The following is a 25,312-nucleotide window of genomic DNA, read 5'->3' as shown; positions in this document are numbered from 1 at the left end:
GCTAATCATATGTTTGACATTGAAGTTGTTTTTAGTGAAGGCTTGTACGATAGCTCGCCAAATGTATGGGGGCGATTGGTGCAACAGCTCAATGACTTTAAGGAGTTCGAGGTAATTGATGGATTCACCGGCAAAAAAATGTTATTTGGTGAAGTTTTGCGCTATTTGAAACAAAATAAGCGCAAGAGTTTTTTTGTTGAGTTGGCGGGTGGTTCTATCGAGTTTTCGCTTGTGGCGGATAAAGAACTGTGCCGATTAGATATAAAGAACCTCGCAAATTCTCTTGAGATGGCGCACTCTTTGATTGCTGCACTAATAGATGAGCCAGCTTTCGTTCAGGCTCGAGTTTACGATGCTGAATATGATCGGTGGCAAAATGCCGAGAATATCACACTCTTCGAAGCGGCCAATGTTGAGCACTCCCATCTACCTAAAAAAAGCAATGGATTACCTTTCCCGCTTACCCAAGAGGTTGTAGATATATCAAATAATCCTGGGCGCTGGGTTTTAAGGAAAGGTTATATAGAGGCTGTTGGTTCGCCAATGTGGGTTAGTAAGTCTCTGCTTAACTCATTAGACGTGGACGAAAAAGAGTTGATGAATGTCGACTGTTTTTCCGTGGAAAATTTGGGTAGTGTTTTGAAGATTGTTGCTTGCGAGCAGTGTTTCACAGCTGATGTAGGAATCCAGGCTGAGAGGCAAGTCATGTTGAGAAAGATTTTATTTAAAGCGTGAGGTCTAAATCCGTGCAATGAAAGCTGGATTGATAAGGGACTGTGAGGAAGTGAACGGCGAAAAATGGACAGATTTATTTAAATCAGAGTTGAAAGATCCGTTCATTTACTGAGGGGTTGAAATGAGGTACTACTTAATGCGACAAGATATAACTGTCTGCGATAGGTGGGTGCTCGGAGATGTAAATCATGTAGATAACTAGAATTTCAGTGATCCTCCAGTTAATTTTATGGAGCTAGGCACATATACTCACGATGTACGGTTCGACGATAAAGAATTTGATTATTCCCTCGCTGGATACGCCAGGTTTCTGTTTTAAGCGAGAAGGCAAAAAATTCGCTCGCCGGTTTGCCAGAGCTATTTTTTGATGATTATAGAAACGCAAATCGATTGTGTGGATGAAAAGCGCTCTCTGCCACATTACAACCATGCTCTATGAGCATTTTCTGATGTTCTATCGCAGCGTAAAGTAGTCCCGGCAATAGATTTGACAATCCCAATCCGAACAGCAACAATTTTGTGAAGTTTGACGGTATAGAGGATATTAACGGTATCACTTTGATTGAGCGAAAACGGCGCTAACTAAATTTGATAAACAGATACAGAGCGTTCAGCGAGTATCGTCAGCGCTAAAGCAGAATCCGGGAGTTAAGGCGGTTTTTGAATTTCCCAATCAAAAAGCAGCTGATAGGACAACAGATATCCTTGTTGAGCAAAATATCAGAAATATTTCTGTAAGGGTGGCACCTTAATGACTAAATATAAGCTTGAATTTCGACATAGACCTAATTTTTCAGAGTCTATCGAAGATAGGCATAATAATTTTTTGAGAGTTGTAAGCGATCTGGGCGTTCCATGGGGCTTGAACGATTCCCTTAAAGTTCCCCCTATTGGAAGCGAGTTGGTGACCTCGGTGTCATTAGATAAGCTACTTCCAGTCGGTGTTAAAGGTCGTATTTCATATGCCCTGCGAGATCAGAAGTATCTGGAAGATGATGCGCAGTTTGATGATACTCTATTTATTGAATTTACTGCTTCAAAAGTCGACTATTCAGATTTGTTGAAAGTTGTTTTTCCTAGATATATTAAGGCGTTTGGTTCCTATCGCTCGGCTTTGCATGATTGGAGTGTTACGAGAAGCGATTGGCCTTTAGTGGTAGAAGCTTGTGAAGCAACAAAGAAAGACGTCAATGGTAGGGATGGCGTTTTTCGTATAAATGCAGCGAATTATTTCGATAAGGAATTGTGTTTTCGGGCCTTTGGAAAGGGACCTCGTGAACTTGTTGATTCGGTGAGTGGTTGTGTAGAAGAAGTGCGTGAGTTCGAAGATGGGGTTTTGATTGTGATTAGTTATAATCCGCTATCTGCCGGCGAGCTCCTCAGTGCGGGTGATCGACTAAAAAGCTTGGTGATTTGATTGTTTTTTTGGTCAAGATGGTCGGTGTAGGGCTGTTTTGACAGGGTTTAGTAGAGTTGTTGGGAAGAGTCCAGGGCCGTGACCTCAACCTATTCACTGGCGGCGACCTGATAAAAGGCACCGAGGCTCCGTACAATCCGCAATCTATCAGAAATGAGAAAAATAGGGTCAGACCACAATTAGTGCACCACTGTATATAGGTGGTCTGACCCCTAGTTCTGCTATTTTTCTCGCACTCAGCCATTCAGCAGGCGGCCGCCGTCAAGAACGATTTCGGAGCCGACTGTCCAACGCGACTCGTCGGATGCCAGATACAGCACGGCTTTGGCCACCTCTTCGGAGGTACCGAAGCGCCCAAGCGGAATGGTTGCCGCGATCTCTTTGTTAAGTTGCTCGCGATACGCTTGCGCAACACCAAGCTTGTCATAAAGGGGAGTCTCGACGGTGCCAGGGCTCACTGCGTTGACACGGATGCCACGGCCGAGCAATTCGGTCGAGAGCGTTTTCGACATGTTCAGCAGTGCGGCCTTCGTTGCGGCATACACGGACGAGCGATTTGCGCCCGCGTGCGCGCTTACGGAAGTAGTCAACACGACGGAAGCGGGATTTGCGAAGACCGGCAACAGCGCCTGCATCAGGAAGTACGGCCCCTTGACGTTGATGTCGAAAGAGCGGTCGAACCTATCTTCCGTCCATTCCTCAATGGGCAGCCATACGGATACGCCGGCGTTGAGAAAGGCAACATCGAGTTGGCCATAGTGCTCCTTGATGGCTTGTGCCAGTTCCTTTTGTGCTGCCACGCTGGCGGAGTCGGCGCGCAGCACCGGCACTTGCGGGCCCAACTCGGCCTGAGCCTTTGCAATCGAGTCGGGGTTTACACCCGTTATGATCACGCGAGCACCCTCGGCCAGGAAGTGTTTTGCCGTTTCCAGGCCGATACCGCTGGTGCCGCCAGTGATGAGCGTACGTTTACCTTGCAAGCGTGACATTTGAATTCTCCGGTGAATGACGACCACCGCGGTCGATATGGAGAAATATGCGCTTATGCGCTGAATAGGATAAGACCGCCTGTTCGCATATGATTCATGCAAATAGGGCATGAGTTGAGGTGGAGAAGTGGACCGATTTCTTTTGATGACATGCTTCGCGCGTGCCGTAGAAACCGGGAGCTTTTCGGCGGCTGGGCGCGATCTAGGGCTGGGGCAGCCCAATGTAAGCCGCTATATAGCGGCTCTGGAGGATCATTTGCAGACGCGTTTGCTCCACCGGTCTACGCGCAAGCTATCCCTGACGCCGGAGGGCGAACGCTACTATGCGGACATCCGGCGCATTCTGGATGCGGTGGATGAATCCGAATCGTCCTTCAGGAACAACATCGACCCATCGGGACTCTTGCGCGTAGCTTGTCCGACAGCGCTCGCGCATGCGTTTGTACTGCCGCATGTGCCGACGTTTTTGCAGCGCTACCCTCAATTGGTCCTGGATCTCCAACTCAATGATCGATACGTAGACCTAGTCAATGAAGGCACTGAACTCGCCATTCGTATAGGACAGCTGGAGGACAGCGCCTTGCGCGCCCGGCCTCTTGGGTGGTACGACCGGGTCTTCGTCGCCAGCAAGGACTACTTGGCTAAACGCGGAGTTCCGCAAACCCCGGATGATCTACGCGACCACGATTGCATCGTCTACACCTTACTGTCGTCCGGTGCGACCTGGCGATTCCGCGACGCGGACATTCCGATTGCCGGCAGGCTCAGGGTTAACTCCCCCGACGCTGTGAGTGCGGCGGTCGCTGCAGGCCTGGGTGTGGCGCATGGGCCCGCGTGGCTCTTTGAGGGCGGGCTCAAAAGTGGGAGATTACAGTTCATTCTCACCGACCATGCGGTTCCCCCTGTCCCCGTGCAGATGGTTTATGTCGCCAATAGACTGCTTCCCACGCGGGCTATCGTGTTCATGGATTTTATGACTGACGTTTTTTCAAAGATTCCAGCCTTGAACGGCAATACCCCTTTGCCGACTCTATAAGACAAGACGACAAAACGTGACTTCTCACGTTTGCCTGAGGGCGTTTCCATGAGCTTTAAAATCGCGCGTTTTTCGACCGTAGGATGCCGGATTGGCCAGTGGCTGTGCTTGCTGGTGATGTTTGTCAGCGCCACTGCCTTCATGCTGGTCTGGTCCTACCTCGACCGTCGTCAAGCGGGGTTGGGCACGGCAGCGGCTGGTTTTGTGTGGGGCGGTATCGGGCTGCTGTTCGCGTACGTGTTCGAACGGCCTCGTACCGTCGTCGCCACATTACGATTCATGCTGGTTCGGACCTTGGCATTGTTGGTGCTGGCGACGGGCGCGGCCTATTTGATCGGCCTGCTGTGGGTCGAGCCGCAGCAGGACTTTCTGGAGGCTCAATTAAAGGACGCATCGTGCGGTAAATACACCGGTACCATTGAGAAAGGTTGGGAGCAAATTTGCGCCCGTTCGTATTCAACACAGACACAAACCCCTTGAAACTGGAGTAGCACGCTTGGAGAGTCTCGGCGAACACTCGCAATCGCGCTCAGCAAATCACCCATGCCAAGTTCAAGTGATCAACCTATGAACACTGGGAAGTACCCTCATCTGAAAGTGTTTTTTGCTTTCTGGTTTATGCCCTTTGCGGTCGGTTTGGTAGCCGGCCCCGTGATATTTGTCGCAATGGTGGCGCGGCTGTTCGCTAACCCACGCACACTTGGCGAGGTGCACGGGCTGGAGCTGTGGGCTGTGTTTATTTCCACACCAGTAATGGTGCAGTTGATTTATCTGCTGCCAGCGCTGGGTTTTGCGTTGTTCGTGACCCTGCGCAGATTCAGGAAGGGCCGTAGCGCTTATAAAACTATTGCGCTGAGCGGTGGCACGGTTGCGTTTGCATGGCTGGCGCTGTTGACCTATTTGGTGATGCGTGACAGCGAGGTTGTCTGGTTTATAAGCAACGGCTTACCTCTGATGGCTGCGTTTTTGATCGGTGCGCTCGGCAGTGGACTGATGGCGGTGATTGCATTGCCGGAACCGTCCGGTGCGTGCGAAGTGCCGGTCCGATGAACATCGGGGTCAGATCACTGTGCTTCAAGCCTCTTCTCATGCCCTGATGATTTTGCGGCTTGCAGTGGTGAGCAGGTCAAACCCGCTCCCACCTTTGGTCCGCGTTACAGCAACTTACGCTGCACCGCCTCATCCAGCGTGCTGCGCGTCAGCGCCTCGACCACTTCCCGCGTGTCCGCCTGGAACGGGATGCCGACGATCAGCACCAGGTGCATCCAGGTGCGCACCGATTCGCTTTTTTTGACGCGGCCCAGTTCCTTGCCTTCCTTGTCCTTGAACACTGTTTCCAGGGTGAAGATGTTCTTCGCCGTGCTTGGGATGATAAAGAACGTGAAGCCGGTGATGAACGCCGACACCGTGCTGTACTCTTCGTTGTTATGCAGCGTGGCATCCACGTAGATATCTGAGTCGACCTTGTCGGTGCTCACTCGGGAAAACCGGTTGGACGCACGATACGTATCGGCCACGGCTTTTTCCCACAGCACCACGGGAGCGCCGACTGCGGCATTGCCCGGGCCGCCGTTGACGTGGTTCTGCGCCGTGGTGTGCACGTACGCCGTCGGCTTTTGCGCCGGCGCGTTGGCAGTCGGTGGCCAGGTTTGTACGGCGGGCAATTCGTGTTGCGAGTAAGACACGCAGCCGGTCAGCAGGACAGCGGCCAGTACCAGGCTGTGTTTGATCAATCCTTTCACGCGGTGCTCCTTGAAATTACGGTTTGGCCAGGTTGGCGGTGGCGGTGTCGAGCAGTTGCCCGACCAGTTTGGTCAGCTGTTGGCCACCCATCGACGGCGCCCAATATTGGCCGCTGTACAAGCCGACGTTGTGTTCGAACTTGATCGAGTCTGTGGCCTTGGCCAGTTCCTTGCCGTTGCGGTCGACGATCACCAGGTCGCCGGCCACGTCGAAGCTGTCCACGTAGATCGGGCCGTTGACCCAGATCCAGATGGTCAGGGTCAGCAGCGCGCCAGGCACGTACGCCGGGTGCGGTGCGCGATGGCCCTTGAGGGACGTCATGTTGAATTTGAGCGTGACGTCCTGCTCGCCCAGGCGCACGGGGTACTCGGTGACTTGCTTGAAGTAACCGGCAGTGCGCACGTACTGAGTGATCTGGGCCGTCAGGGAGCTGCTGATCGCCGCTCTGTTGGCCTCGTTGACGTCGGCGGCGCTCACCGTCACATCGGCGATTTGCGCGCTGCGCGGGCTGCTGACAGATACCGGGTGGAGCGGGGTGGCGATAGGGCCTGTGACGGTGTAGGACACACAGCCGGTCATCGACAGCGCGGCAAGCAGGGCCGTAGCCCGAAGGAGGGTTTTAAGCACGCAATTTCCCTATAAGTAAATAAGCCGAGTCAGTGTCTCGACGCCTTTAAGCAAAACTTGAGGCGTGTGCATTAACGCACATAGCCCGACGAAACACCTTGAGAACCCCTCTCAACTCCGTAAAATGCCGCCACTGTTTAAAGCACGATACTTTTCAGGGACGAATTCAGACATGCGCGCATTTGCCGTGTTCCTCGCCGTCTGCCTCCTGGCGGGCTGCGCCTCCAAGCCGGATTACTACATCTCGCCGGCGCCGGTGACCATTCCCAAAACTGCCACGTATTGGCTCGACACCTTCGATGTGGAGGTGGTGGGCAAGAACGAACGCTTCCTGCCCGATGACAAAGTGCGCCAGCAACTGGGCGTCGACCTGGTCGATCGGTTGCTCAGTGCCAAACGTTATGCTCCCAGCAAGGACAAAGCCGATTACCTGTTGGATGTCAGCATCGTCTACACGCGCCATATCCCGGACTCCAAAGGCGGCCTGTCGACGTTGATCGTCGATGACAACACCATTCTGGCCAGTGTGGATTTCAGCTATCAGGTCAAGGTCAAGAAGGCGGGTAGCGAAGTCCTGCACTTCGCCAAGACCCGCGAGAACCTCGTACCCGCCGGTGTGATGGGGGAGGCGCAAAAATGGAAGACCATGGGCGGCATCCTCACCAACTCCGGCAATTCAAGCGTCGAGCGGTTTTATACCGGCGTCCTGAGTCGCGACATCGTTGATGATCTGCTCGACATCCCGTCTCGCTGACGTTGCCATTACCGATTTATCACCCCAGGAGCATTCCGTGAAAACACTCTGCAAAACCCTGCTGTCCGGCCTCACCGCCGCAGCGCTGCTGACCGTGGCCGGCTGCGCCACCGAAAGCAATCGCGCGATGCCGGTAGAGCAAGTCGCCAGCGCCAACGTCGCCTACTCCGGCGTGCGCGTGCCGATTGCCGTGGGCAAATTCGACAACCGCTCCAGCTATATGCGCGGCATCTTCTCCGATGGCGTCGACCGCCTCGGCGGCCAGGCCAAGACCATCCTGATCACCCACTTGCAGCAGACCAACCGCTTCAGCGTGCTGGACCGCGACAACATGGGCGAAATTTCCCAGGAAGCCAAAATCAAAGGCACCGTGCAGAAGCTCAAGGGCGCGGACTATGTAGTGACCGGCGATGTAACCGAGTTCGGCCGCAAAGAAACCGGCGACCGCCAGCTGTTCGGCATCCTCGGCCGTGGCAAGACCCAAGTGGCCTACGCCAAAGTCGCGTTGAATATCGTCAACATCAACACCTCCGAAGTGGTGTATTCCACCCAGGGCGCCGGTGAGTACGCACTGTCCAACCGTGAAGTGGTCGGCTTCGGCGGCACCGCCAGCTACGACTCCACCCTCAATGGCAAGGTCCTGGACCTGGCCATGCGCGAAGCGATCAATCGGCTGGTCGACGGCATCAACGCCGGCGCCTGGAACCCGCGCAACTGATCAGCAGCACCTCAAGGAGCAGTACACGGATGAGCAAGGCAGTTAAGTTAGCGCTGATGCTGACAGCAATCGCAACGGTCGCCGGGTGCCAGACGGCGCCCCAGCCCCTGTATCAATGGGAAAGCTACCAGCCGCAGGTTTACGAATACTTCAAGGGCGAGCCCAAGGAAGCGCAGGTCGAAGCGCTGGAGCGTGATCTGCAGAAGATCAACGCCAGTGGTCGCAAGGCGCCACCGGGTTACCACGCCCACCTGGGCATGCTGTACCTGAGCATGGGCAAGGATGACCAGATGGTGCAGGAATTTCGCACCGAGAAGGCGCTGTTCCCCGAATCCGCCGCCTACATGGACTTTCTGCTGAAAAACGCCAAGACCGGAGTCGCGACTAAATGAGCCTGTTAAAACTCACCGGCGCCCTGCTGGCCCTGGCCTTGCTCGGCGGTTGCGCGGCACCCAAGACCATCGATTACACGGCGTATAAACAGGCGCGGCCCAAGTCGATCCTGGTGCTGCCGCCGCTCAATGAATCGCCGGAAGTGCAGGCGTCCTACAGCCTGGTGTCGCAGGTGACGTACCCGCTGGCCGAAGCCGGCTACTACGTGCTGCCGATTGCCCTGGTGGACGAAACCTTCCGCCAGAACGGCCTGACCACCGCCAACGATATCCAGGCCGTGCCGCCGACCAAGCTGCATGACATCTTCGGCGCGGACGCGGCGTTGTACATCACCGTCACCGAGTACGGCACCAAGTACATGCTGATCTCCAGCGATACAGCGGTGACCGCCTCGGCCAAACTGGTGGACCTGCGCACCGGCACCACCCTGTGGACCGGCACCGCGCGCGCCTCCAGCGAGGAAGGCAACAACAACAGCGGTGGCCTGGTCGGCATGCTGATCACCGCGGCGGTCAAGCAGGTGATCAACAGCTCCACCGACGCCGCGCACCCGATTGCCGGCATCACCAGCGCACGCTTGCTGTCGCCGGGGCAACGGGCGGGGATTCTGTACGGCCCGCGTAATCCCAAGTACGGCACGGACTGACAATCCGGCGCTGAAACACCACAGGTCAGCTGCACACACTTCAATTGTGGTGAGCGGGCTTGCCCCGCGCTGGGACGCGAAGCGGCCCTCTCTCCAGACACTGCGGTGTGCCAGGCAAAACGGTTGGCCGGTTTTGGGGCTGCTCCGTAGGCCGGCGCAGGGCAAGCCTGCTCACTACAGGGCAGCTGCACACACTTTAATTGTGGTGAGCGGGCTTGTCCCGCGCTGGGGCGCGAAGCGGCCCTCTCTCCAGACACTGCGGTGCGCCAGGCAAAAGCGGTTGGGCGGTTTTGGGGCTGCTCCGCAGCCCGGCGCAGGGCAAGCCTGCTCACTACAGGGCAGCTGCACACACTCTAATTGTGGTGAGCTGGCTTGCCCCGCGCTGGCGCGCGAAGCTGCCCTCTCTCCAGACACTGCGGTGCGCCAGGCAAAAACGGGTAGGCGGTTTTGGGGCTGCTCCGCAGCCCGGCGCAGGGCAAGCCTGCTCACTACAGGGCAGCTGCACACACTCTAATTGTGGTGAGCGGGCTTGTCCCGCGCTGGGGCGCGAAGCGGCCCTCTCTCCCGACACTGCGGTGTGCCAGGCAAAAACGGTTGGCCGGTTTTGGGGCTGCTCCGCAGCCCGGCGCAGGGCAAGCCTGCTCACTACAGGGCAGCTGCACACACTCTAATTGTGGTGAGCGGGCTTGTCCCGCGCTGGGGCGCGAAGCGGCCCCAAACCTAGCGACGAGGTTTGTCTGATTGAGCGCGGTAGTCTTATGTGGGACCGCGTCGCACCCCAACGCGGACGGCGCGACGATTCGACAAGCCTGCTCACCAAAGCCTTAAGGAGACACCCATGCCCCCTATGGCGATGTTTCAGTCACTAGAGGCAGTGGCTGACACTCTGCCATCGGGAGCAAGCTCCTTCCCACACCGATTGAGATGTTTTCTAAATCGGTGTTAACCCGAATCCCCCGCACCTTGCGTCTGACCTTGTGAACGGATCATTCATTCACGAGGTTCAGCCCATGTCTCACTCTCTGCTCTGGCTACGTCCTGCTGCCCAAGGCTTCGCCGTTACCCTGACGCTGGCGCTGGCCGGGTGTGGGGCGTCGTCCTCCCATGATGTGGCGCCACCGGCCGACAGGGGCCCGATCTCTCGGCTTGAGGCCGATACTGTGCAAGGTGCCCTGAGCAAACCCATGCCGATCCCCGCGCCGATGTCTACACGCCTGGCGATGCAGGAATCGAGGACGATGGACTACCGCAGCGAGCCCCGTGAGCAATACGCCAACCTGCCGGATAACCCGGTGCACCGCGTGGCTGAAACGCCGGTGTCGACTTTCAGTGTCGATGTCGACACCGGCAGCTATGCCAACGTACGACGCTTCCTCAATCAAGGCAGCCTGCCGCCCGAAGGCGCCGTACGGCTGGAGGAAATGGTCAATTACTTCCCCTACCACTACGCACTGCCCACCGATGGCTCACCCTTCGGCGTGACCACCGAAGTCGCCCCTACGCCCTGGAACCCCCACACCCAATTACTGCGTATCGGCATCAAGGCGTCCGACCGCGCCGTGGCGCAGCTGGCGCCGGCCAACCTGGTATTTCTGGTGGATGTGTCCGGCTCCATGGACCGTCGCGAAGGTTTGCCGCTGGTGCAAAGCACCCTGAAGTTATTGGTGGATCAATTGCGCGAGCAAGACCGCGTGTCGCTGGTGGTCTACGCCGGCGACTCCCGTGTGGTGCTCAAGCCCACGTCCGGGCGCGACAAGGCCGCGATCCGCAACGCCATCGACCAGCTCACTGCCGGTGGTGCCACGGCGGGGGCGTCGGGTATTGAGCTGGCTTACCAGATGGCCCGCGAAGGCTTTATCGACAACGGCATCAACCGCATCCTGCTGGCCACCGACGGCGACTTCAACGTCGGCGTCAGTGACTTCGACAGCCTCAAGCAGATGGCGGCGCAGCAGCGTAAGAGCGGCGTGTCCCTCACCACACTGGGCTTTGGCGTGGACAACTACAACGAGCACCTGATGGAGCAATTGGCCGACGCCGGTGACGGTAACTACGCCTATATCGACACCTTGCGCGAAGCACGCAAAGTGCTGGTGGACCAGCTCAGCTCGACCCTCGCCGTGGTGGCGCGGGATGTGAAATTGCAGGTGGAATTCAACCCTGCGCGGGTCAGCGAATATCGCCTGCTCGGCTACGAAAACCGCGCCCTCAAGCGTGAGGATTTCAATAACGACAAGGTAGACGCCGGTGAGATCGGCGCCGGCCATACCGTTACCGCGCTGTACGAAATTGTGCCAAAGGGGCAGAAGGGTTGGCTGGAGCCGCTGCGCTATGCCGGCGCGGCTGTGGCCGAGGGGCAGTCCGAGGAGCTGGCCATGCTGCGCGTGCGCTACAAGCCTGCCGCAGGTGGCGATAGCCGCTTGATCGAACGGCCAATCACTGGCCAAACCACCCAGGCCAGCGACGATTTGCGCTTTGCGGCGGCAGTGGCTGCGTTCGCCCAGCAACTCAAGGGCGATGGCCGCTACACTGGCAGCATGACGTTGAAAGACACCGCCGCACTGGCCCGCTCGGCGCGGGGCGACGACCCGTTCGGCCTGCGCAACGAGTTCGTGCAACTGGTGGAGTTGGCCCAAAGCCTCAAGCCCTGATCTCGAACACCACATTGCTGTTACTGATAGACCGCGATCGGGAGCAAGCGCCCTCCCACATTTGAACCGCGTTAACTTTACAAAAGGAGTTCGCCCCCTACATGGCTGTTCCAGATGACCCCTCCAGCGACGAAGCGTTGCTGGCCCGTTACCGGACCGGTGATGCCGTTGCGTTCGAAGTTTTGTACGCGCGGCATCGCCAAGGTCTGTATCGTTTCCTCGTATCCCTGAGCAACAAGGCCGAACTGGCCGAGGAAATTTATCAGGAGACCTGGCTCAGCCTGATCCGCAGCGCCAGTCAGCCACAAGGCCGGGCGAGCTTTCGCACATGGCTGTTTCAGATTGCCCGCAATCGCTTGATCGACCACTGGCGCAAGCACGGCATCCACAACCCATTGCACGACAGCTACGACGAGCACCTGCACGCTCAGCCCGACCACAGCGCCGGCCCTGAGCAGCAATTGAGCCTGAGCCGCGACCAGGCGCGCCTCGACGCGGCCCTGCAAGACTTGCCCGAAGACCAGCGTGAAGTGTTCCTGCTGCGTCTGCATGGCGACCTTGAGGTACCGCAAATCGCCGCGCTCACCCAGACCCCGCTGGAAACCGTAAAAAGCCGCTTGCGCTACGCCCAGCAGAAATTGCGTCGTCTGCTGGCCGAGGAGGTACCTGTATGACTGACTCCCGACACACCCCTGACGACGAGCTGCTCCAGCATTTGCGTCAACACAGCACCGGCGAGCCGCCCGCGTCTCTCGATGCCTTCATCCTCAACGCCGCCCGCCGCGAAGCCCCGGCGCCGCAACCGAGCCTTTGGCAACGCTGGCTGCACGCCCGCCAACGCCCACGCTGGCAAATGGCGTTCGCCACCGTCGCCGGCGTCGCGCTCATGGTCGGCGTGGTCATGCGCTCGCCGGTGCCGCAACCCGAAGTGTCCACCGCGACCTTCTCCGCGCTCCACGACCAAGCTCCACCGCCGGCACCCGCCCCTGCGCCGATGGCGCGTATGGCTGTCGCACCCAAGGCCGAGAGTGCTCAGGCCGAAATCACCGGCTCGCTGGCCCAGGCGCCAGCGGCAAAACCCTTGAGCAAGCGCGCGCCGCCGGGGTTGCCGAGCCTGGAGGAGGGGTTGCAGGAAATTGTGAACCTACGCGCAGCAGGCCAAACCCGAGCGGCGGATGAAAAACTGCTGGCGCTGCACCAGCGCTTTCCCCAGGAAGATCTGCCAGCGCGATTGGAGGCGCTGCAGCCGCGCTGAAACCAGGCTCACGAAAAAAGCCCCAGGTCTCTCAACCTGGGGCTTTTATATGCTGCACCCTCAGCGCCGCCCTTCCAGCGCCATGCGCACGGCCAGCCCTGCCAGCACCGTACCCATCAACCAGCGCTGTACCAACTGCCATAGTGGTTTGGCCGCCAGAAACGAGGCGATGGAGCCCGCCGACAGGGCGATCAACGCGTTAACGCTCACACTGATCATGATCTGGGTAAACCCCAGCACGAGGGACTGCGCCAGCACACTGCCGTGGCCATCGGGCACGATGAATTGGGGCAGCAACGACAGGTATATCACCGCAACTTTCGGGTTCAGTAGGTTGGTGATAAAGCCCATCATAAACAGCCGGCGCGGCCCGTCCTGAGGCAGCTCGCGCAACTGAAACGCCGACCGCCCACCGGGCTTCACCGCTTGCCAGGCCAGGTACAGCAAATACAACGCGCCGCCGAGCTTGAGCGCGTCATACGCGAACGGCACCGCCATCAGCAGAGCGGTAATACCCAGCGCCGCGCAGAGCATATAAACCATAAATCCCAACGCCACGCCGCCCAGGGAAATCAAGCCCGCGACCCGCCCTTGGCAGATTGAGCGGGAGATCAGATAGATCATGTTCGGGCCGGGCGTCAGCACCATCCCGAGGCAAATCAGACCAAACGCCAGCAGGCTCGACAGTTCGGGCATGGGGTAACTCCTGTAGGTAATGCCAGCCGTGGGCGCGTGGTCGCGGGTGGCGGGATGCGCACGATGGTAGGGCGGCCGAAGGCGGCGCGTTAGATACAGATGGCCCGACAAAACGTCATACAGGCACGCAGCCATGAGACGGAGCGTCTCAATCGCCCAGCGCTTTCTCAGAGGGCTGATTCAGGGCGTCTCATTCGACGGTGATTGCGGCCAGCGCGGGTTGTGCCACGGATCGCTCTAAAAAACGCCTGTGCGAGGATTTTCGCGCAGCTGGCACCGGCCTTGCTCTGGCCCTCGCAACCCCCCGCGGGGTTTGTCATTCACTGCCGTTTCAAGGAGCCTTGCCATGACCCTAACGATCAACCCGCAACGCAGCATGCGTGCCGCTGTCTGGCACGGCCGTCACGATATCCGCGTCGAAGATGTTCCCCTGCCCGATGCGCCGCCCGCCGGCTGGGTGCAGATCCGCGTGCAATGGTGCGGCATTTGCGGCTCCGATCTGCATGAGTACGTGGCCGGGCCGGTGTTCATCCCGGTCGATGCGCCGCACCCACTGACCGGCATCAAGGGCCAGTGCATCCTCGGTCACGAGTTCTGTGGCGAAATCGTCGAACTCGGCGCCGGCGTGCAAGGCTTCAGCGTCGGCGAACCGGTGGCGGCCGATGCCTGCCAACATTGCGGCACCTGCTACTACTGCACCCACGGCCTGTACAACATCTGTGAAAACCTGGCGTTCACCGGGCTGATGAACAACGGCGCCTTCGCCGAACTCGTCAACGTACCCGCCAACCTGCTGTATAAGCTGCCCGCCAACTTTCCCGCCGAAGCCGGTGCACTGATCGAACCCCTCGCGGTCGGCATGCACGCCGTGAAAAAAGCCGGCAGCCTGCTGGGGCAAAACGTTGTGGTGGTCGGCGCCGGCACCATCGGCCTGTGCACCATCATGTGCGCCAAGGCGGCGGGCGCGGCCCAAGTGATCGCCCTGGAAATGTCCGGAGCCCGCAAGGCCAAGGCCAAGGAAGTGGGCGCGACCCACGTACTCGATCCCAACCAATGCGACGCCCTGGCCGAAGTACGCCGCCTCACCGGCGGGCTCGGCGCGGACGTCAGCTTCGAATGCATCGGCAACAAACACACCGCCAAACTCGCCATCGACCTGATCCGCAAAGCCGGCAAATGCGTCCTGGTGGGCATCTTCGAAGAGCCCAGCGAATTCAACTTCTTCGAGCTGGTGGCCACCGAGAAACAGGTACTGGGTGCGCTGGCCTATAACGGCGAATTCGCCGACGTGATCGCGTTCATCGCCGATGGACGGCTGGACATCACGCCGCTGGTGACGGGGCGCATACAGCTGGAACAGATCGTGGGGGCGGGTTTCGAGGAACTGGTTAAAAACAAGGAACACAATGTGAAGATCATTGTGTCGCCAGCGCGGGTTTGAAGGGGGGAGGGGTGATGGTTGTGGCTTGATACCAACACACATGAAAAAGCCCCAGGTCTTTCGGCCTGGGGCTTTTTTATCTGTATCTGGTGCACCCGGCGGGATTCGAACCCACGACCCCTGCCTTCGGAGGGCAGTACTCTATCCAGCTGAGCTACGGATGCAATGCGGGCGCCATGATACTCATCTGGCCGGGGGGCGTCCAGTTGCAGGGCGGTGAAGGGGCAAATCAGGGCAGGGTCTTACGTCTGCGGTGTCGCTGAGGGCTTGCCCGCTTGATGTCGCCGCCCGGTCCATGGGGGCTGGGTTCAGGACTCTGGCGCAGCCGTGGACTGATGTGGCGGGTGGCCGTGGGGTGGTTTGGGGGCTTTTGGCTGGGTCGTTCTGTTCTGCTCATGCCAGCGCGTCAAGGCGTCCGCGCCGCCCTCGGCGTGGGCAAACACTGGCAGGGTGGTGATTGAAGCGAGCGCGATCCACTTGATTAACGTGTTCATTCTGCAAGTACCTTCGTGAGTGGGAATAAGCAGTCGGCAATACCGCGAAAGCGGCCGACCTTCAGGTGATGGCCGTCGTTGCGTTTTCGTATCGCTCCAGCAGCCAGGCCAGGTTTCGGTAACGCGCTGCCCACTGCTCGGCGCCCAGCCGCTGCATGGACTTGGCTGCTCTGCGTGCTTGTGCGGCACCGATGGCGGTGTGGTAAGTCGAACGGGTCAGCCTTCTATTGGCCGTGGCTGCGCAGCGGGCAATCGGCGAGCCGGGGGGCAGGCGACGTGTGTGGTGTTGGAGTCGTGCCAGTTCGCGGCTGAGTTGGAGCGATAGATAGCCAGCCTCGTAATCCCCCTGACGGTGGGCGCCCAACAGGCTTTTCAAGGCGACGATGCGGTGCTGTTGTTGCGCTTGCCACCGGCGATGATTGAGCGTGTCTGCTCGATGCAGAAGCCGGCGCGTTGCGTGTAGCAGCGAGCGTTTGAGTGCTTGCACGGTGTGCTGGGGCTTTTTCGGAACAATGTTGAACGCCAGAAGACAGATGCCCATCGCGACAAACCAGGCGAGCGCTTGGTTGACGAAGTCGGCGAAGTCGTAATGAGCGGTCGCGCCAGTGCTGACCAGCGTGTTGAACGCAATCAGGTAGGCGATCCCGATGAGGGCTTGACGAGGTCGGGTGGTGGCGTGAATGCCGAATGACCAGAACAACGCCAGCATCACTACAAGCAGTGGAAAGCCATTGATCGCCGGCATCAGTAAAAATTTGCACACCAGTGCGGCCAGCGTGGCGTAAAAGGTCCCTTTGATAAAACCGATGATGCCTTGAACCGGGTCGGGCGCCGCAGCCGATAACGTGCAGCAGGGCCCCAGCACCGCCAACAGGGTGGGGCCTTGATTCCAGCCGCTCAGGTACCACACGGCACCGGCGACCAGGGTGGCGCCCAAGGCACGCAGACCGTTGCGAGCGGCGTCCTGATAGTTGCGATGAAAGCCCTTCACCGTTTGGCGCGCTTGAGTGTCGCGCTCAAGGCTGGAGAAGCTGTGCAGGGCGGCATTCAGATCTGCAAGCTGCTCGCGCAAGCGCTCCACCCCTAACGCCGTGAGGGCAGAGTCGGTGCGAAGGCCGCCAACCGTTTCCTCGTTCTCAAGCGCGTTCATTGCTCGTTTCACCCGATCCGCCGCCGTAGTGAAGTCGACGGTACGATCGGCTAAAGCCTCGCCCAGGTGCCGAAGCGGTTTACTGATCCGGTTCAACAACCAACCCGGGGCATCGTGATCGTCCAGGCGTATATCCATAACGGCCGACTGCAATTGAGCGAGACCGGTTTGAATAACGGGCAGACGCGTGCGGATAAGCACGGACTCACCCCAGCCGATGCCGAGAAGCTCATCCACTTTGCCGATGTCCATCGACAGCTGCGCGCGCTGCGCGGCCAGCTCGGGTGTTTCTTCGTTGGTGAGCCGATCAGCCAACTGGTGTGCAGCGCGGGCAGACACGTCGACCAGCGCGTTCAGCAGCTTGCTATCAATGGTTTTACGACTGCCCAGCGTGGCAATAAGGCTGAGGCTGAACACGCCGACCACCACGGCGGTGCCTCGGGTCACGATGTGATCGAAGCCTTGCTCGGGGGCGACAATGGCGGGGCCCAACGCCAGGCACACGGTGTAGCCGGCGACTACCGCCGCAGTTGCCTGGTAATGCCGCAGCAGCGTCATTGCCGCCACACATAAGCCGAGCCACAGGCCGACGCCGAAGATGAACAGCAGCATCTGCTGAGCGAACATGCCCAGCAGGATAAAGGCCGCAGTCACCCCGATAAGCGTTCCAACCATACGGTTGAAGCCCTTGCCGACCACCGCCCCTTGCACCGGATGCACCAGCAGGAGCACGGTGGAGGCCGCAGAAAAAGGCGAGTCCAGTTGCAACTCAAAACCCAGCCAGAGCGCAAGGGTTGCGGCGATGATGCTGCGCAACACATACGCGAAGGTATCGGCCGTCCACGGCAGAGGTAATGAGGCGAGCGCGCGGCGGACATACTCGGCCATCACATAAACCCCTGCAGCCAGTGGGTGAACCTCCAGTGCGACGGCGACTGCGCATCGACGATCTCAACGCTCGCCGTCATCCCCGCCGCCAGTTCGACCCCGGTCGGAACGTTATCCAGCTCGATGCGTACAGGCACGCGCTGGGCCAGTCGTATCCAGCTGAACGTCGGGCTGACTTGAGGTAACCCGCTGTCGTTGCGCAGTTCATTACCATCGGCGATCCCGCGTCCGATACTGGCGACGTGTCCCTTGAGCAGTGGCGAGAAGCCCATCAGCTTGATGGCCGCGGGCGCGCCTTCGCGGATGTTGGAGAGCTTGGTCTCTTCGAAATAGCCAGTGACCCAAAAGCTATGGCTATCGACCACGAACAAATTGGTATCGCCGTGGGCTGCGTAATCGCCTGGCTGTAAGCGCAGTTGAGTGACATAGCCGTCTACGGGGGAACGCAGGGTCGTGCGCTCCAGGTCCAGCCGCGCTCTGGCCAATTGGCCCTGCGCGGCATCGAGGCGAGCTTTGGCGACGTTCAGGGCGCGAGCGGCGTTGTCGATTTCCTCGCGGGCAATGGCGTCCCCGAGGCGAGTGCGACGTTTGAATTGTTCGTTGCGTTGCTCAAACACACTTTGCGCTTCGGCCAGCTCTGCCGCCCGTTGGCGCTGGGCCAGCAAATAGTCGCGCTGGTCGATGCGGTAGAGCAGATCGCCTTTGGACACCCATTGATTATCAGCCACCGCCAGGTGTTCGACCTGGCCGGACACCTCTGGGGCTATGCGGATAATTTGAGCGCTGACCCGCCCATCGCGGGTCCAGGGCGCCAACACGTAGGCACGCCACAGCTGCATGCACAAGGCGAGGGCGACAAGGCCCAGGGCCAGGGTCGCGGAGGCTTTAAGGCATTTGACGACAGACATGGGCGGCCTCACTCAAACCGTCAGAAACAGCGTGGCCAAAATGATCAGCAGCACAAAAAAGCGCGACAGGCTGGGATGCCATGTCCACTCCAAGGGGCCATCGACTAAATGTTTCAACGCTTGGTAAGCGAGGGCCGAGGCGATCAGATAGGCCAACAGCGGAGGGATGTAGAGGTTCGCAATCGACAGTTCACTCAGCATCGTCATCACCGTAAATCGATGGGCTCGCAGGGAACGAGCGCTACTGGATGAGAATGCTACGCAACAACCGGATGTGCCGATATCGACTACACTGCCAATTAATAATCAAATCCGGTCAATGTGAGAGATGCCAATGCAGGACGTTAAGCGCCCGCCGCTGGAGCAATTCGAACTGGACGACCTCGGTCAGCCCGCCGTGGCGCTGATGCTGACCACGCAGCAGCACGCCAGGGAGTTTCCCGTGCATGAGCACCGCAAAGGCCAACTGGTCGTGGCCTGTCGCGGCGGTATCGTTTGTACGGTGGAGAATGGGGTGTGGATGGTGCCACCGGGGTTCGGTGTGTGGATTCCGGCCGGTGTGTCCCACAGCAACCGGGTCACGGCGAATGGGCAAGTGTGCTTTCTGCTGGTTGAACCTGAGGCGGCGGCGCTGCCCGATCAATGCTGCACATTGGCGTTGTCACCGGTGATTCTCGAACTGATCTTTCATCTCAGCGCTCAGGACCAGGCGTACCCGGCGGACTCTCCCACGGCTCGGTTGACCAGCGTATTGCTCGAACAGCTGGAAATGGCACGCTGCGAGCAGTTGTACCTGCCCCTTCCTGCCGCTTCCCCCTTGCGCACCATCGCCAAGGCCCTGGCGCAGGACCCTTCCAACCGCTCGACCATCGCCGATTGGGCGCGGCAGGTGGCCATGAGCGAGCGCTCCCTGGCTCGGCTGGTCAAAAGCGAAACCGGCCTGACCTTTGGCCAGTGGCGCCGGCAATGGCAGTTGATTGTGGCATTGCAGAGCCTGGCGGAAGGAGAGACCGTCCAACGCACTGCCGAAGTGCTGGGTTATGAGTCGGTGAGCTCTTTTATCAGCATGTTCCGAAAGACCCTGGGCGCGTCGCCGGCGCGGTACGTGCGCAGTACTGGCATGGCCAAGACTTCGGCAGCGCCTACGCTGGTCAGATAACGTCAGCGAATTCGCCGTTTTCGTTCTTTTTTTCGAACATCCTATTGCCCTGCACCCCCATTGATCCTAGGATTCGTTTGAGATTTCAAACGCTCTGTCTCCCGTGCGCTTTTTCGCTTCACTCGCGCGCAGGGGCTGATTTCCCTGACGGCAGCCCACAAGGCGCCTTTCAACAACTCTAATTCGCTCCGCGTGCGCGCGGTGCTGTTAAGGAAACCCGACATGCAGCTTAAAGATGCCCAGTTGTTCCGCCAGCAAGCCTTTATCGATGGCGCTTGGGTCGATGCGGACAACGGCCAGACCATCAAGGTCAACAACCCGGCCACCGGTGAGATTCTCGGCACCGTGCCAAAGATGGGCGCCGCAGAAACCCGCCGCGCCATCGAAGCCGCCGACAAGGCGCTGCCAGCCTGGCGCGCACTGACCGCCAAGGAGCGCGCCAACAAGCTGCGTCGTTGGTTCGAACTGCTGATCGAAAACCAGGAAGACCTCGGTCGCCTGATGACCCTCGAACAAGGCAAGCCGCTGGCCGAAGCCAAGGGCGAAATCGTCTACGCCGCGTCCTTTATCGAGTGGTTCGCCGAAGAAGCCAAACGCATCTACGGTGACGTGATCCCCGGCCACCAGCCCGACAAGCGCCTGATCGTGATCAAGCAGCCGATCGGCGTGACCGCTGCGATCACCCCGTGGAACTTCCCGGCCGCGATGATCACTCGCAAAGCCGGCCCGGCCTTGGCCGCCGGTTGCACCATGGTCATCAAACCGGCCTCGCAAACCCCATTTTCGGCCCTGGCCCTGGTGGAACTGGCGCACCGTGCCGGTATCCCGAAAGGCGTGTTGAGCGTGGTCACCGGCAGCGCCGGCGACATCGGCGGCGAACTGACCAGCAACCCGATCGTGCGCAAATTGTCCTTCACCGGCTCGACCGAAATCGGTCGCCAGTTGATGGCCGAATGCGCCAAGGACATCAAGAAAGTGTCCCTGGAACTGGGCGGCAACGCGCCGTTTATCGTGTTCGACGACGCCGACCTGGATAAGGCCGTCGAAGGCGCGATCATCTCCAAGTACCGCAACAACGGCCAGACCTGCGTCTGCGCCAACCGCCTGTACATCCAGGATTCGGTATACGACGCGTTCGCGGAAAAACTCAAGGTGGCGGTGGCCAAGCTCAAGATCGGCAACGGTCTGGAAGAAGGCACCACCACTGGCCCGCTGATCGACGAAAAAGCCGTGGCCAAGGTGCAGGAGCACATCGCCGATGCGGTGAAGAAGGGCGCCAAGCTGCTCAGCGGCGGTAAGGTGATTGAAGGCAACTTCTTCGAGCCGACCATCTTGGTCGATGTGCCTAAAGACGCTGCCGTGGCCAAGGAAGAAACCTTCGGCCCGCTGGCGCCGCTGTTCCGCTTCAAAGACGAAGCCGAAGTGATCGCCATGTCCAACGACACCGAATTCGGCCTGGCTTCCTACTTCTATGCTCGCGACCTGGGCCGTGTGTTCCGCGTGGCCGAAGCCCTGGAATACGGCATGGTCGGCGTCAACACCGGGTTGATCTCCAACGAAGTGGCGCCGTTCGGCGGCATCAAGGCCTCGGGCCTGGGCCGTGAAGGGTCCAAGTACGGTATCGAGGATTACCTGGAAATCAAATACCTCTGCCTGGGCATCTAAGCCCCGTAAGAGATTGCAGTAAACGCAGAGGGCACGAGAGCGCTGACCCTTTGCGTGTGTCACATCGTTATTCGTAGTGGCCGGGAAAGCTGTGGCAGTCGATCATCGCATGCTGCCGTAGTTGCCTCCCCGCCACGTATTCCTTGGACCACGCCACCCGATGAGTGGCGAATGAGGACTTTATGAGCAAGACCAACGCATCCCTGATGAAACGCCGCGAAGCCGCTGTACCGCGCGGTGTTGGCCAGATCCACCCGATCTTCGCCGAATCGGCGAAGAACGCCACCGTGACCGACGTTGAAGGTCGCGAGTTCATCGACTTCGCCGGCGGCATCGCCGTGCTGAACACCGGCCACGTGCACCCAAAAATCATCGCCGCCGTGACCGAACAGCTGAACAAGCTGACCCACACCTGCTTCCAGGTCCTGGCCTACGAGCCTTACGTGGAGCTGTGCGAAAAAATCAACGCCAAGGTCCCTGGTGATTTCGCCAAGAAAACCCTGCTGGTCACCACCGGTTCCGAAGCCGTTGAAAACGCCGTGAAAATCGCCCGCGCCGCCACTGGCCGTGCCGGTGTGATCGCCTTCACCGGCGCTTACCACGGCCGCACCATGATGACCCTGGGCCTGACCGGTAAAGTCGTGCCTTACTCGGCCGGCATGGGCCTGATGCCCGGCGGTATCTTCCGCGCGCTGTACCCGAACGAACTGCATGGCGTGAGCATCGACGATTCGATCGCCAGCATCGAACGCATCTTCAAGAACGATGCCGAACCGCGCGACATCGCCGCGATCATCATCGAGCCGGTGCAGGGCGAGGGCGGTTTCTACGTCGCGCCAAAAGCCTTTATGAAGCGTCTGCGCGAACTTTGCGACAAGCACGGCATCTTGTTGATCGCCGACGAAGTGCAAACCGGTGCTGGCCGTACCGGTACCTTCTTCGCCATGGAACAGATGGGCGTGGCCGCCGACCTGACCACCTTCGCCAAATCCATCGCTGGTGGCTTCCCGCTGGCCGGTGTGTGCGGCAAGGCCGAGTACATGGACGCCATCGCCCCTGGCGGCCTGGGCGGCACCTACGCCGGTAGCCCGATCGCCTGCGCTGCGGCACTGGCGGTAATGGAAGTGTTTGAAGAAGAGCACCTGCTGGACCGCTGCAAAGCCGTCGGCGAACGCCTGGTGACTGGCCTTAAAGCCATCCAGGCCAAGTACCCGGTGATCGGCGAAGTACGTGCCTTGGGTGCGATGATCGCGGTGGAGTTGTTCGAAGACGGCGACAGCCACAAGCCGAACGCTGCCGCCGTGGCTGCGGTAGTGGCCAAGGCCCGTGAAAAGGGTCTGATCCTGCTGTCTTGCGGCACTTACGGTAACGTCTTGCGCGTACTGGTGCCGCTGACCTCGCCGGACGAGCAGTTGGACAAAGGCTTGGCGATCATGGAAGAGTGCTTCTCTGAACTCTGATAACGACCGCTGACAAAAAAACCGCTTCGGCGGTTTTTTTGTGCCCGTAGATTGTACGGCGCAGGCCGCGTTGACTATGGTTCAGGCATTGCCGATGGAGCGTGACGGATGACTGCGGTTGATTTACCGGCTGTACCCCGTGTGTTGATTGCCGAGGCGGACCCTTGGTCGCAAGACCTGCTCAAGCAGGTCCTGCTTGCGGTGCGTTGTGACGCCCGGCTTGATGTGTGCGCCGACGGGCAGCAGGCTGCGACCCTGCTGCGCGACAAGCCCTACGATCTGATCCTGGCCGACTGGGAGTTGCCGGTCATCGACGGCTTGGATCTGCTGCGCGCGGTGCGTCAGCAGCGCCGTACGCCGCCTCTGCCATTTATTTTGCTGAGCAGTCGCAATGACAGTGCCAGCGTGCGCGAAGCCTTGCCCCTGGCACCCACGGCATACCTGACCAAACCGCTGAACATGCAGGCGCTGACCCAGCGTCTGCAGGACTTGCTGCTTAACGAAGGCGAAAGTGTGTATTGCGAAGTACCGGCGCTGACGCCGGGCATGACGTTGCCGGGGTTTCTGGAGCAGCGTCGCGAAGCGTCCGATGGCGCACCGCTGCGGGTCGATGTGCAAGCGGCCGTGCAGCACAGCCTCGGCTCCGAGGGCCTGGACCTCAAACGCCTGGAAGAACAGGTGCGCACGGACCCGCAAATCACCGCCGTGCTTATCGCCGCCGCCAACAGCGCCGGCCATCACGGCGCTCCGGTGCAGACCCTGCACGCGGCGTTGCACACACTGGCGCCGGGGCAAAGCATGAACCTGATCCTGGGCCTGGCGCTCAAGCACAACGTAGTACTCGGCGATCCGGTGCTGGCGGCGTACGCCGAGCGCTATTGGCAGTTGTCCCAAGACACGGCGGATTACGCGCTGCTGCTTGCGCACTTGCTTGATCTGGATCGCGAGCGCTGCTACAGCGCCGGCATCCTGCATCAGCTGGGGGACCTGGCGCTGTTGCGCAGCCTGGAAGACTGGCGCCGGGGCGGTGGGGAGCTGGACGACAAAGTGATTGGCGAGTCCCTCGACACTTTTGGCGCCGCCTTCGGCTCGTCGCTGCGCGCGCGCTGGCGCTTGCCGCTGGAACTGCGTCAGCTGATTGCGGCGAGCTATTCCCTGGAGGGCGGGGTGTATGCCCGTGATGCGCTGGCGGTGAACCTGGCCGCGCAAATGGCGCGGTTGACTGAGCACGAAGGCTTGGAAGCGTTGGCCGACGGCAAGACGGCACGTTTGCTCAAGATCGGCTTGTCGGAGTTGACGCGGATTCGCAAAAGGCCGGTGGGCTAAAAGTCGACGGTGGCGACGATGATGCGGTTCTTGCCCTGGCGTTTGGCTTCGTACATGGCGGCATCGGCACGGGCGAACAGGTTGTCCAGGGTTGAGTCTTCTTCGCTGAGGTTGGCCAGGCCCTGGCTGACGGTCACGCCAAATGCCTGGCCTTCGTAGCTGAAGTTCAGCGCTTGAATCTCTTTACCCAGACGTTCTGCCACCTGCAGCGCCATCTCCGGCGCGCAGCCAGGTAGCACGGCGGCAAACTCCTCGCCGCCAATGCGCCCGAACAGGTCGCCACGGCGCAGCACCCCTCGGCCACTTTCGGCGATACGCCGCAGTACCTGGTCACCTTCCAGGTGGCCATAGGTGTCGTTGATGTCCTTGAAGTCGTCGATGTCCAGCAACAGAAAGGCCAGCGGCGCACCCTGTACGCTGGCGGTGTCGAAGGCTTGGTTGGCGCACTCGAAGAAGTGCCGGCGATTGCTGCTCTGGGTCAGCACGTCAGTGGTGGCCAGGCGGTGCAACTCCAGCTCCAGTTGCTTCTTTTCGGTGATGTCCTCGGCTATGCCCACCACGATCACCGGCTCGCCAGGCTCGACCTGCTGGTTGATGTAGCACTTGTCGCTCAGCCAGCGAATCTTGCCTTCGGCGGTGATGATGCGGTATTCGCGGTTTTCCACCGCGCCCTGTTCCAGCACGCGGGCCAGGCTTTGTTCGGCGTAATCGAGGTCTTCGGGGTGAATGCTGTTGCGCCATTCGCGATGATCGGCCAACAGCAGGCTGGCAGGGCGGCCGAAGACGCGTTCGTAGGCCGGGCTGACGTACAACACGCGGCGCGTCTCCCACTCCATGGCCCAGAGCACGGCATTCACACTCACCAGCAGCGAGCTGAGCAGTTGTTCGCGTTCGCTCAGCCGCTCGACTTCACCCTGAGCATGCACCAACGCCAGCAGGGTCGAAGCCGCAGCCGGAAGCGGTTGTTCGGCAGTGGGCGGGTCAGGTAAATGAGGCTTTTCTTGAACCATCGGCACAACTCTCTCTGGGCGCGCCGCAAGGCGAAGCAGCGGTCACAACAAGGGGCCACCATGATGGCGAAGTGTTCTTTGAGAGAGGCGAATTGCGGTGAAGTTCCGTCAACGGTATCGATTGGCGGCGCCCGGTAAATGACGCCAAAAA

26 protein-coding genes and 1 tRNA gene are annotated in these 25,312 nt (G+C 59.5%); 17 read left to right on the top strand and 10 right to left on the bottom strand.

Annotation, left to right across the window (positions count from 1 at the left end):
- Nucleotides 1-9 precede the first annotated feature (9 nt).
- Both ABX75_RS04170 and ABX75_RS28210 read left to right on the top strand, forming a co-directional pair.
- Complete coding sequence (locus ABX75_RS04170) at nt 10-735, top strand: hypothetical protein (RefSeq protein ID WP_034095284.1); 726 nt, start codon at nt 10-12, stop codon at nt 733-735.
- A gap of 751 nt (nt 736-1,486) precedes the next feature.
- Nucleotides 1,487-2,152: a hypothetical protein gene (locus ABX75_RS28210; RefSeq protein ID WP_082036738.1), complete on the top strand. Its 666-nt coding sequence runs from the start codon at nt 1,487-1,489 to the stop codon at nt 2,150-2,152.
- Between the two features lie 236 nt (nt 2,153-2,388).
- Here ABX75_RS28210 and ABX75_RS04165 read toward each other — a convergent pair whose 3' ends face one another.
- Nucleotides 2,389-3,141 carry an SDR family oxidoreductase gene (locus ABX75_RS04165; protein ID WP_047881500.1) on the bottom strand — a complete coding sequence of 251 codons (753 nt, stop codon included), beginning with the start codon at nt 3,139-3,141 and terminating at the stop codon, nt 2,389-2,391.
- Between the two features lie 127 nt (nt 3,142-3,268).
- Here ABX75_RS04165 and ABX75_RS04160 point away from each other — a divergent pair, with 127 nt between their 5' ends.
- From ABX75_RS04160 to ABX75_RS04150, 3 genes are all read left to right on the top strand, one after another.
- Nucleotides 3,269-4,177: a LysR family transcriptional regulator gene (locus tag ABX75_RS04160; RefSeq protein ID WP_040265218.1), complete on the top strand. Its 909-nt coding sequence runs from the start codon at nt 3,269-3,271 to the stop codon at nt 4,175-4,177.
- Nucleotides 4,178-4,225: 48 nt separating this feature from the next.
- Nucleotides 4,226-4,657 carry a hypothetical protein gene (locus tag ABX75_RS04155; protein WP_047881499.1) on the top strand — a complete coding sequence of 144 codons (432 nt, stop codon included), beginning with the start codon at nt 4,226-4,228 and terminating at the stop codon, nt 4,655-4,657.
- A gap of 87 nt (nt 4,658-4,744) precedes the next feature.
- Entirely contained in the window at nt 4,745-5,227 is a 483-nt protein-coding gene (locus tag ABX75_RS04150) for a hypothetical protein (protein ID WP_053060071.1), read from the top strand.
- 104 nt (nt 5,228-5,331) lie between these two features.
- Here the strand turns inward: ABX75_RS04150 and ABX75_RS04145 are convergent, their stop codons facing one another.
- Complete coding sequence (locus ABX75_RS04145) at nt 5,332-5,919, bottom strand: lipoprotein (protein ID WP_034095290.1); 588 nt, start codon at nt 5,917-5,919, stop codon at nt 5,332-5,334.
- Nucleotides 5,920-5,935: 16 nt separating this feature from the next.
- A complete protein-coding gene (locus tag ABX75_RS04140) occupies nt 5,936-6,547 on the bottom strand; it encodes a hypothetical protein (protein WP_047881498.1) in 612 nt (203 codons plus the stop codon).
- A gap of 172 nt (nt 6,548-6,719) precedes the next feature.
- Here ABX75_RS04140 and ABX75_RS04135 point away from each other — a divergent pair, with 172 nt between their 5' ends.
- The 7 genes from ABX75_RS04135 (at nt 6,720) to ABX75_RS04105 (ending at nt 12,964) form a co-directional block, all read left to right on the top strand.
- Complete coding sequence (locus ABX75_RS04135) at nt 6,720-7,301, top strand: hypothetical protein (protein WP_034112920.1); 582 nt, start codon at nt 6,720-6,722, stop codon at nt 7,299-7,301.
- Nucleotides 7,273-8,019 carry a CsgG/HfaB family protein gene (locus ABX75_RS04130; protein ID WP_371263973.1) on the top strand — a complete coding sequence of 249 codons (747 nt, stop codon included), beginning with the start codon at nt 7,273-7,275 and terminating at the stop codon, nt 8,017-8,019. Before ABX75_RS04135 ends, ABX75_RS04130 begins: the two co-directional genes overlap by 29 nt.
- A 29-nt stretch (nt 8,020-8,048) precedes the next feature.
- Nucleotides 8,049-8,411: a DUF4810 domain-containing protein gene (locus ABX75_RS04125; RefSeq protein ID WP_017848623.1), complete on the top strand. Its 363-nt coding sequence runs from the start codon at nt 8,049-8,051 to the stop codon at nt 8,409-8,411.
- Entirely contained in the window at nt 8,408-9,058 is a 651-nt protein-coding gene (locus tag ABX75_RS04120) for a DUF799 domain-containing protein (RefSeq protein ID WP_034095295.1), read from the top strand. Before ABX75_RS04125 ends, ABX75_RS04120 begins: the two co-directional genes overlap by 4 nt.
- A gap of 1,010 nt (nt 9,059-10,068) precedes the next feature.
- Nucleotides 10,069-11,709 (top strand): VWA domain-containing protein, encoded by a 1,641-nt coding sequence (locus tag ABX75_RS04115; protein ID WP_047881497.1) that lies wholly within the window; start codon nt 10,069-10,071, stop codon nt 11,707-11,709.
- A gap of 101 nt (nt 11,710-11,810) precedes the next feature.
- Nucleotides 11,811-12,383: an RNA polymerase sigma factor gene (locus ABX75_RS04110; protein ID WP_047881496.1), complete on the top strand. Its 573-nt coding sequence runs from the start codon at nt 11,811-11,813 to the stop codon at nt 12,381-12,383.
- On the top strand, nt 12,380-12,964 hold the full coding sequence (locus ABX75_RS04105) for a hypothetical protein (RefSeq protein ID WP_047881495.1): 585 nt from the start codon (nt 12,380-12,382) through the stop codon (nt 12,962-12,964). Before ABX75_RS04110 ends, ABX75_RS04105 begins: the two co-directional genes overlap by 4 nt.
- Nucleotides 12,965-13,024: 60 nt before the next feature.
- On the opposite strand, the gene ABX75_RS04100 is transcribed toward ABX75_RS04105, so the two are convergent.
- Complete coding sequence (locus ABX75_RS04100; protein ID WP_034095299.1) at nt 13,025-13,660, bottom strand: LysE family translocator; 636 nt, start codon at nt 13,658-13,660, stop codon at nt 13,025-13,027.
- Between the two features lie 376 nt (nt 13,661-14,036).
- On the opposite strand from ABX75_RS04100, the gene ABX75_RS04095 reads away from it, so the two are divergent.
- The gene (locus tag ABX75_RS04095) at nt 14,037-15,101 is read left to right on the top strand and encodes a 2,3-butanediol dehydrogenase (protein ID WP_232925220.1); all 1,065 of its coding nucleotides are present in this window, start codon (nt 14,037-14,039) and stop codon (nt 15,099-15,101) included.
- 87 nt (nt 15,102-15,188) lie between these two features.
- On the opposite strand, the gene ABX75_RS04090 is transcribed toward ABX75_RS04095, so the two are convergent.
- From ABX75_RS04090 to ABX75_RS04075, 5 genes are all read right to left on the bottom strand, one after another.
- Nucleotides 15,189-15,265, bottom strand: a tRNA-Arg gene (locus tag ABX75_RS04090).
- Between the two features lie 144 nt (nt 15,266-15,409).
- Nucleotides 15,410-15,595 (bottom strand): hypothetical protein, encoded by a 186-nt coding sequence (locus ABX75_RS28940; protein ID WP_143506442.1) that lies wholly within the window; start codon nt 15,593-15,595, stop codon nt 15,410-15,412.
- Nucleotides 15,596-15,656: 61 nt separating this feature from the next.
- Nucleotides 15,657-17,633, bottom strand: coding sequence for an FUSC family protein (locus tag ABX75_RS04085; protein WP_047881494.1), 1,977 nt, complete (start codon nt 17,631-17,633; stop codon nt 15,657-15,659).
- Nucleotides 17,633-18,541, bottom strand: a complete 909-nt coding sequence (locus tag ABX75_RS04080) for an HlyD family secretion protein (protein ID WP_047881493.1) — start codon at nt 18,539-18,541, stop codon at nt 17,633-17,635. Before ABX75_RS04080 ends, ABX75_RS04085 begins: the two co-directional genes overlap by 1 nt.
- A gap of 12 nt (nt 18,542-18,553) precedes the next feature.
- A complete protein-coding gene (locus ABX75_RS04075) occupies nt 18,554-18,742 on the bottom strand; it encodes a DUF1656 domain-containing protein (RefSeq protein WP_034095412.1) in 189 nt (62 codons plus the stop codon).
- A 133-nt stretch (nt 18,743-18,875) separates the two neighbouring features.
- On the opposite strand from ABX75_RS04075, the gene ABX75_RS04070 reads away from it, so the two are divergent.
- The 4 genes from ABX75_RS04070 (at nt 18,876) to ABX75_RS04055 (ending at nt 24,151) form a co-directional block, all read left to right on the top strand.
- Entirely contained in the window at nt 18,876-19,700 is an 825-nt protein-coding gene (locus ABX75_RS04070) for a helix-turn-helix domain-containing protein (RefSeq protein WP_034095303.1), read from the top strand.
- Between the two features lie 222 nt (nt 19,701-19,922).
- A complete protein-coding gene (gabD, locus tag ABX75_RS04065) occupies nt 19,923-21,365 on the top strand; it encodes an NADP-dependent succinate-semialdehyde dehydrogenase (protein ID WP_034095304.1) in 1,443 nt (480 codons plus the stop codon).
- A 182-nt stretch (nt 21,366-21,547) separates the two neighbouring features.
- Nucleotides 21,548-22,825 carry a 4-aminobutyrate--2-oxoglutarate transaminase gene (gene gabT / locus ABX75_RS04060; protein ID WP_034095305.1) on the top strand — a complete coding sequence of 426 codons (1,278 nt, stop codon included), beginning with the start codon at nt 21,548-21,550 and terminating at the stop codon, nt 22,823-22,825.
- A gap of 108 nt (nt 22,826-22,933) precedes the next feature.
- Nucleotides 22,934-24,151, top strand: coding sequence for an HDOD domain-containing protein (locus tag ABX75_RS04055; RefSeq protein WP_047881492.1), 1,218 nt, complete (start codon nt 22,934-22,936; stop codon nt 24,149-24,151).
- Here ABX75_RS04055 and ABX75_RS04050 read toward each other — a convergent pair.
- On the bottom strand, nt 24,148-25,161 hold the full coding sequence (locus ABX75_RS04050; protein ID WP_034111275.1) for a sensor domain-containing diguanylate cyclase: 1,014 nt from the start codon (nt 25,159-25,161) through the stop codon (nt 24,148-24,150). The genes ABX75_RS04055 and ABX75_RS04050 overlap by 4 nt on opposite strands.
- Between the last annotated feature and the right edge of the window lie 151 nt (nt 25,162-25,312).

Origin of the sequence: Pseudomonas sp. ARP3, from assembly GCF_001029595.1 — a bacterium.
Taxonomy (GTDB): Bacteria; Pseudomonadota; Gammaproteobacteria; order Pseudomonadales; family Pseudomonadaceae; genus Aquipseudomonas; species Aquipseudomonas rhodesiae.
The sequence above is the reverse complement of the archived record's forward strand: the minus strand, read 5'-3'. Positions and strand labels throughout refer to the sequence as shown.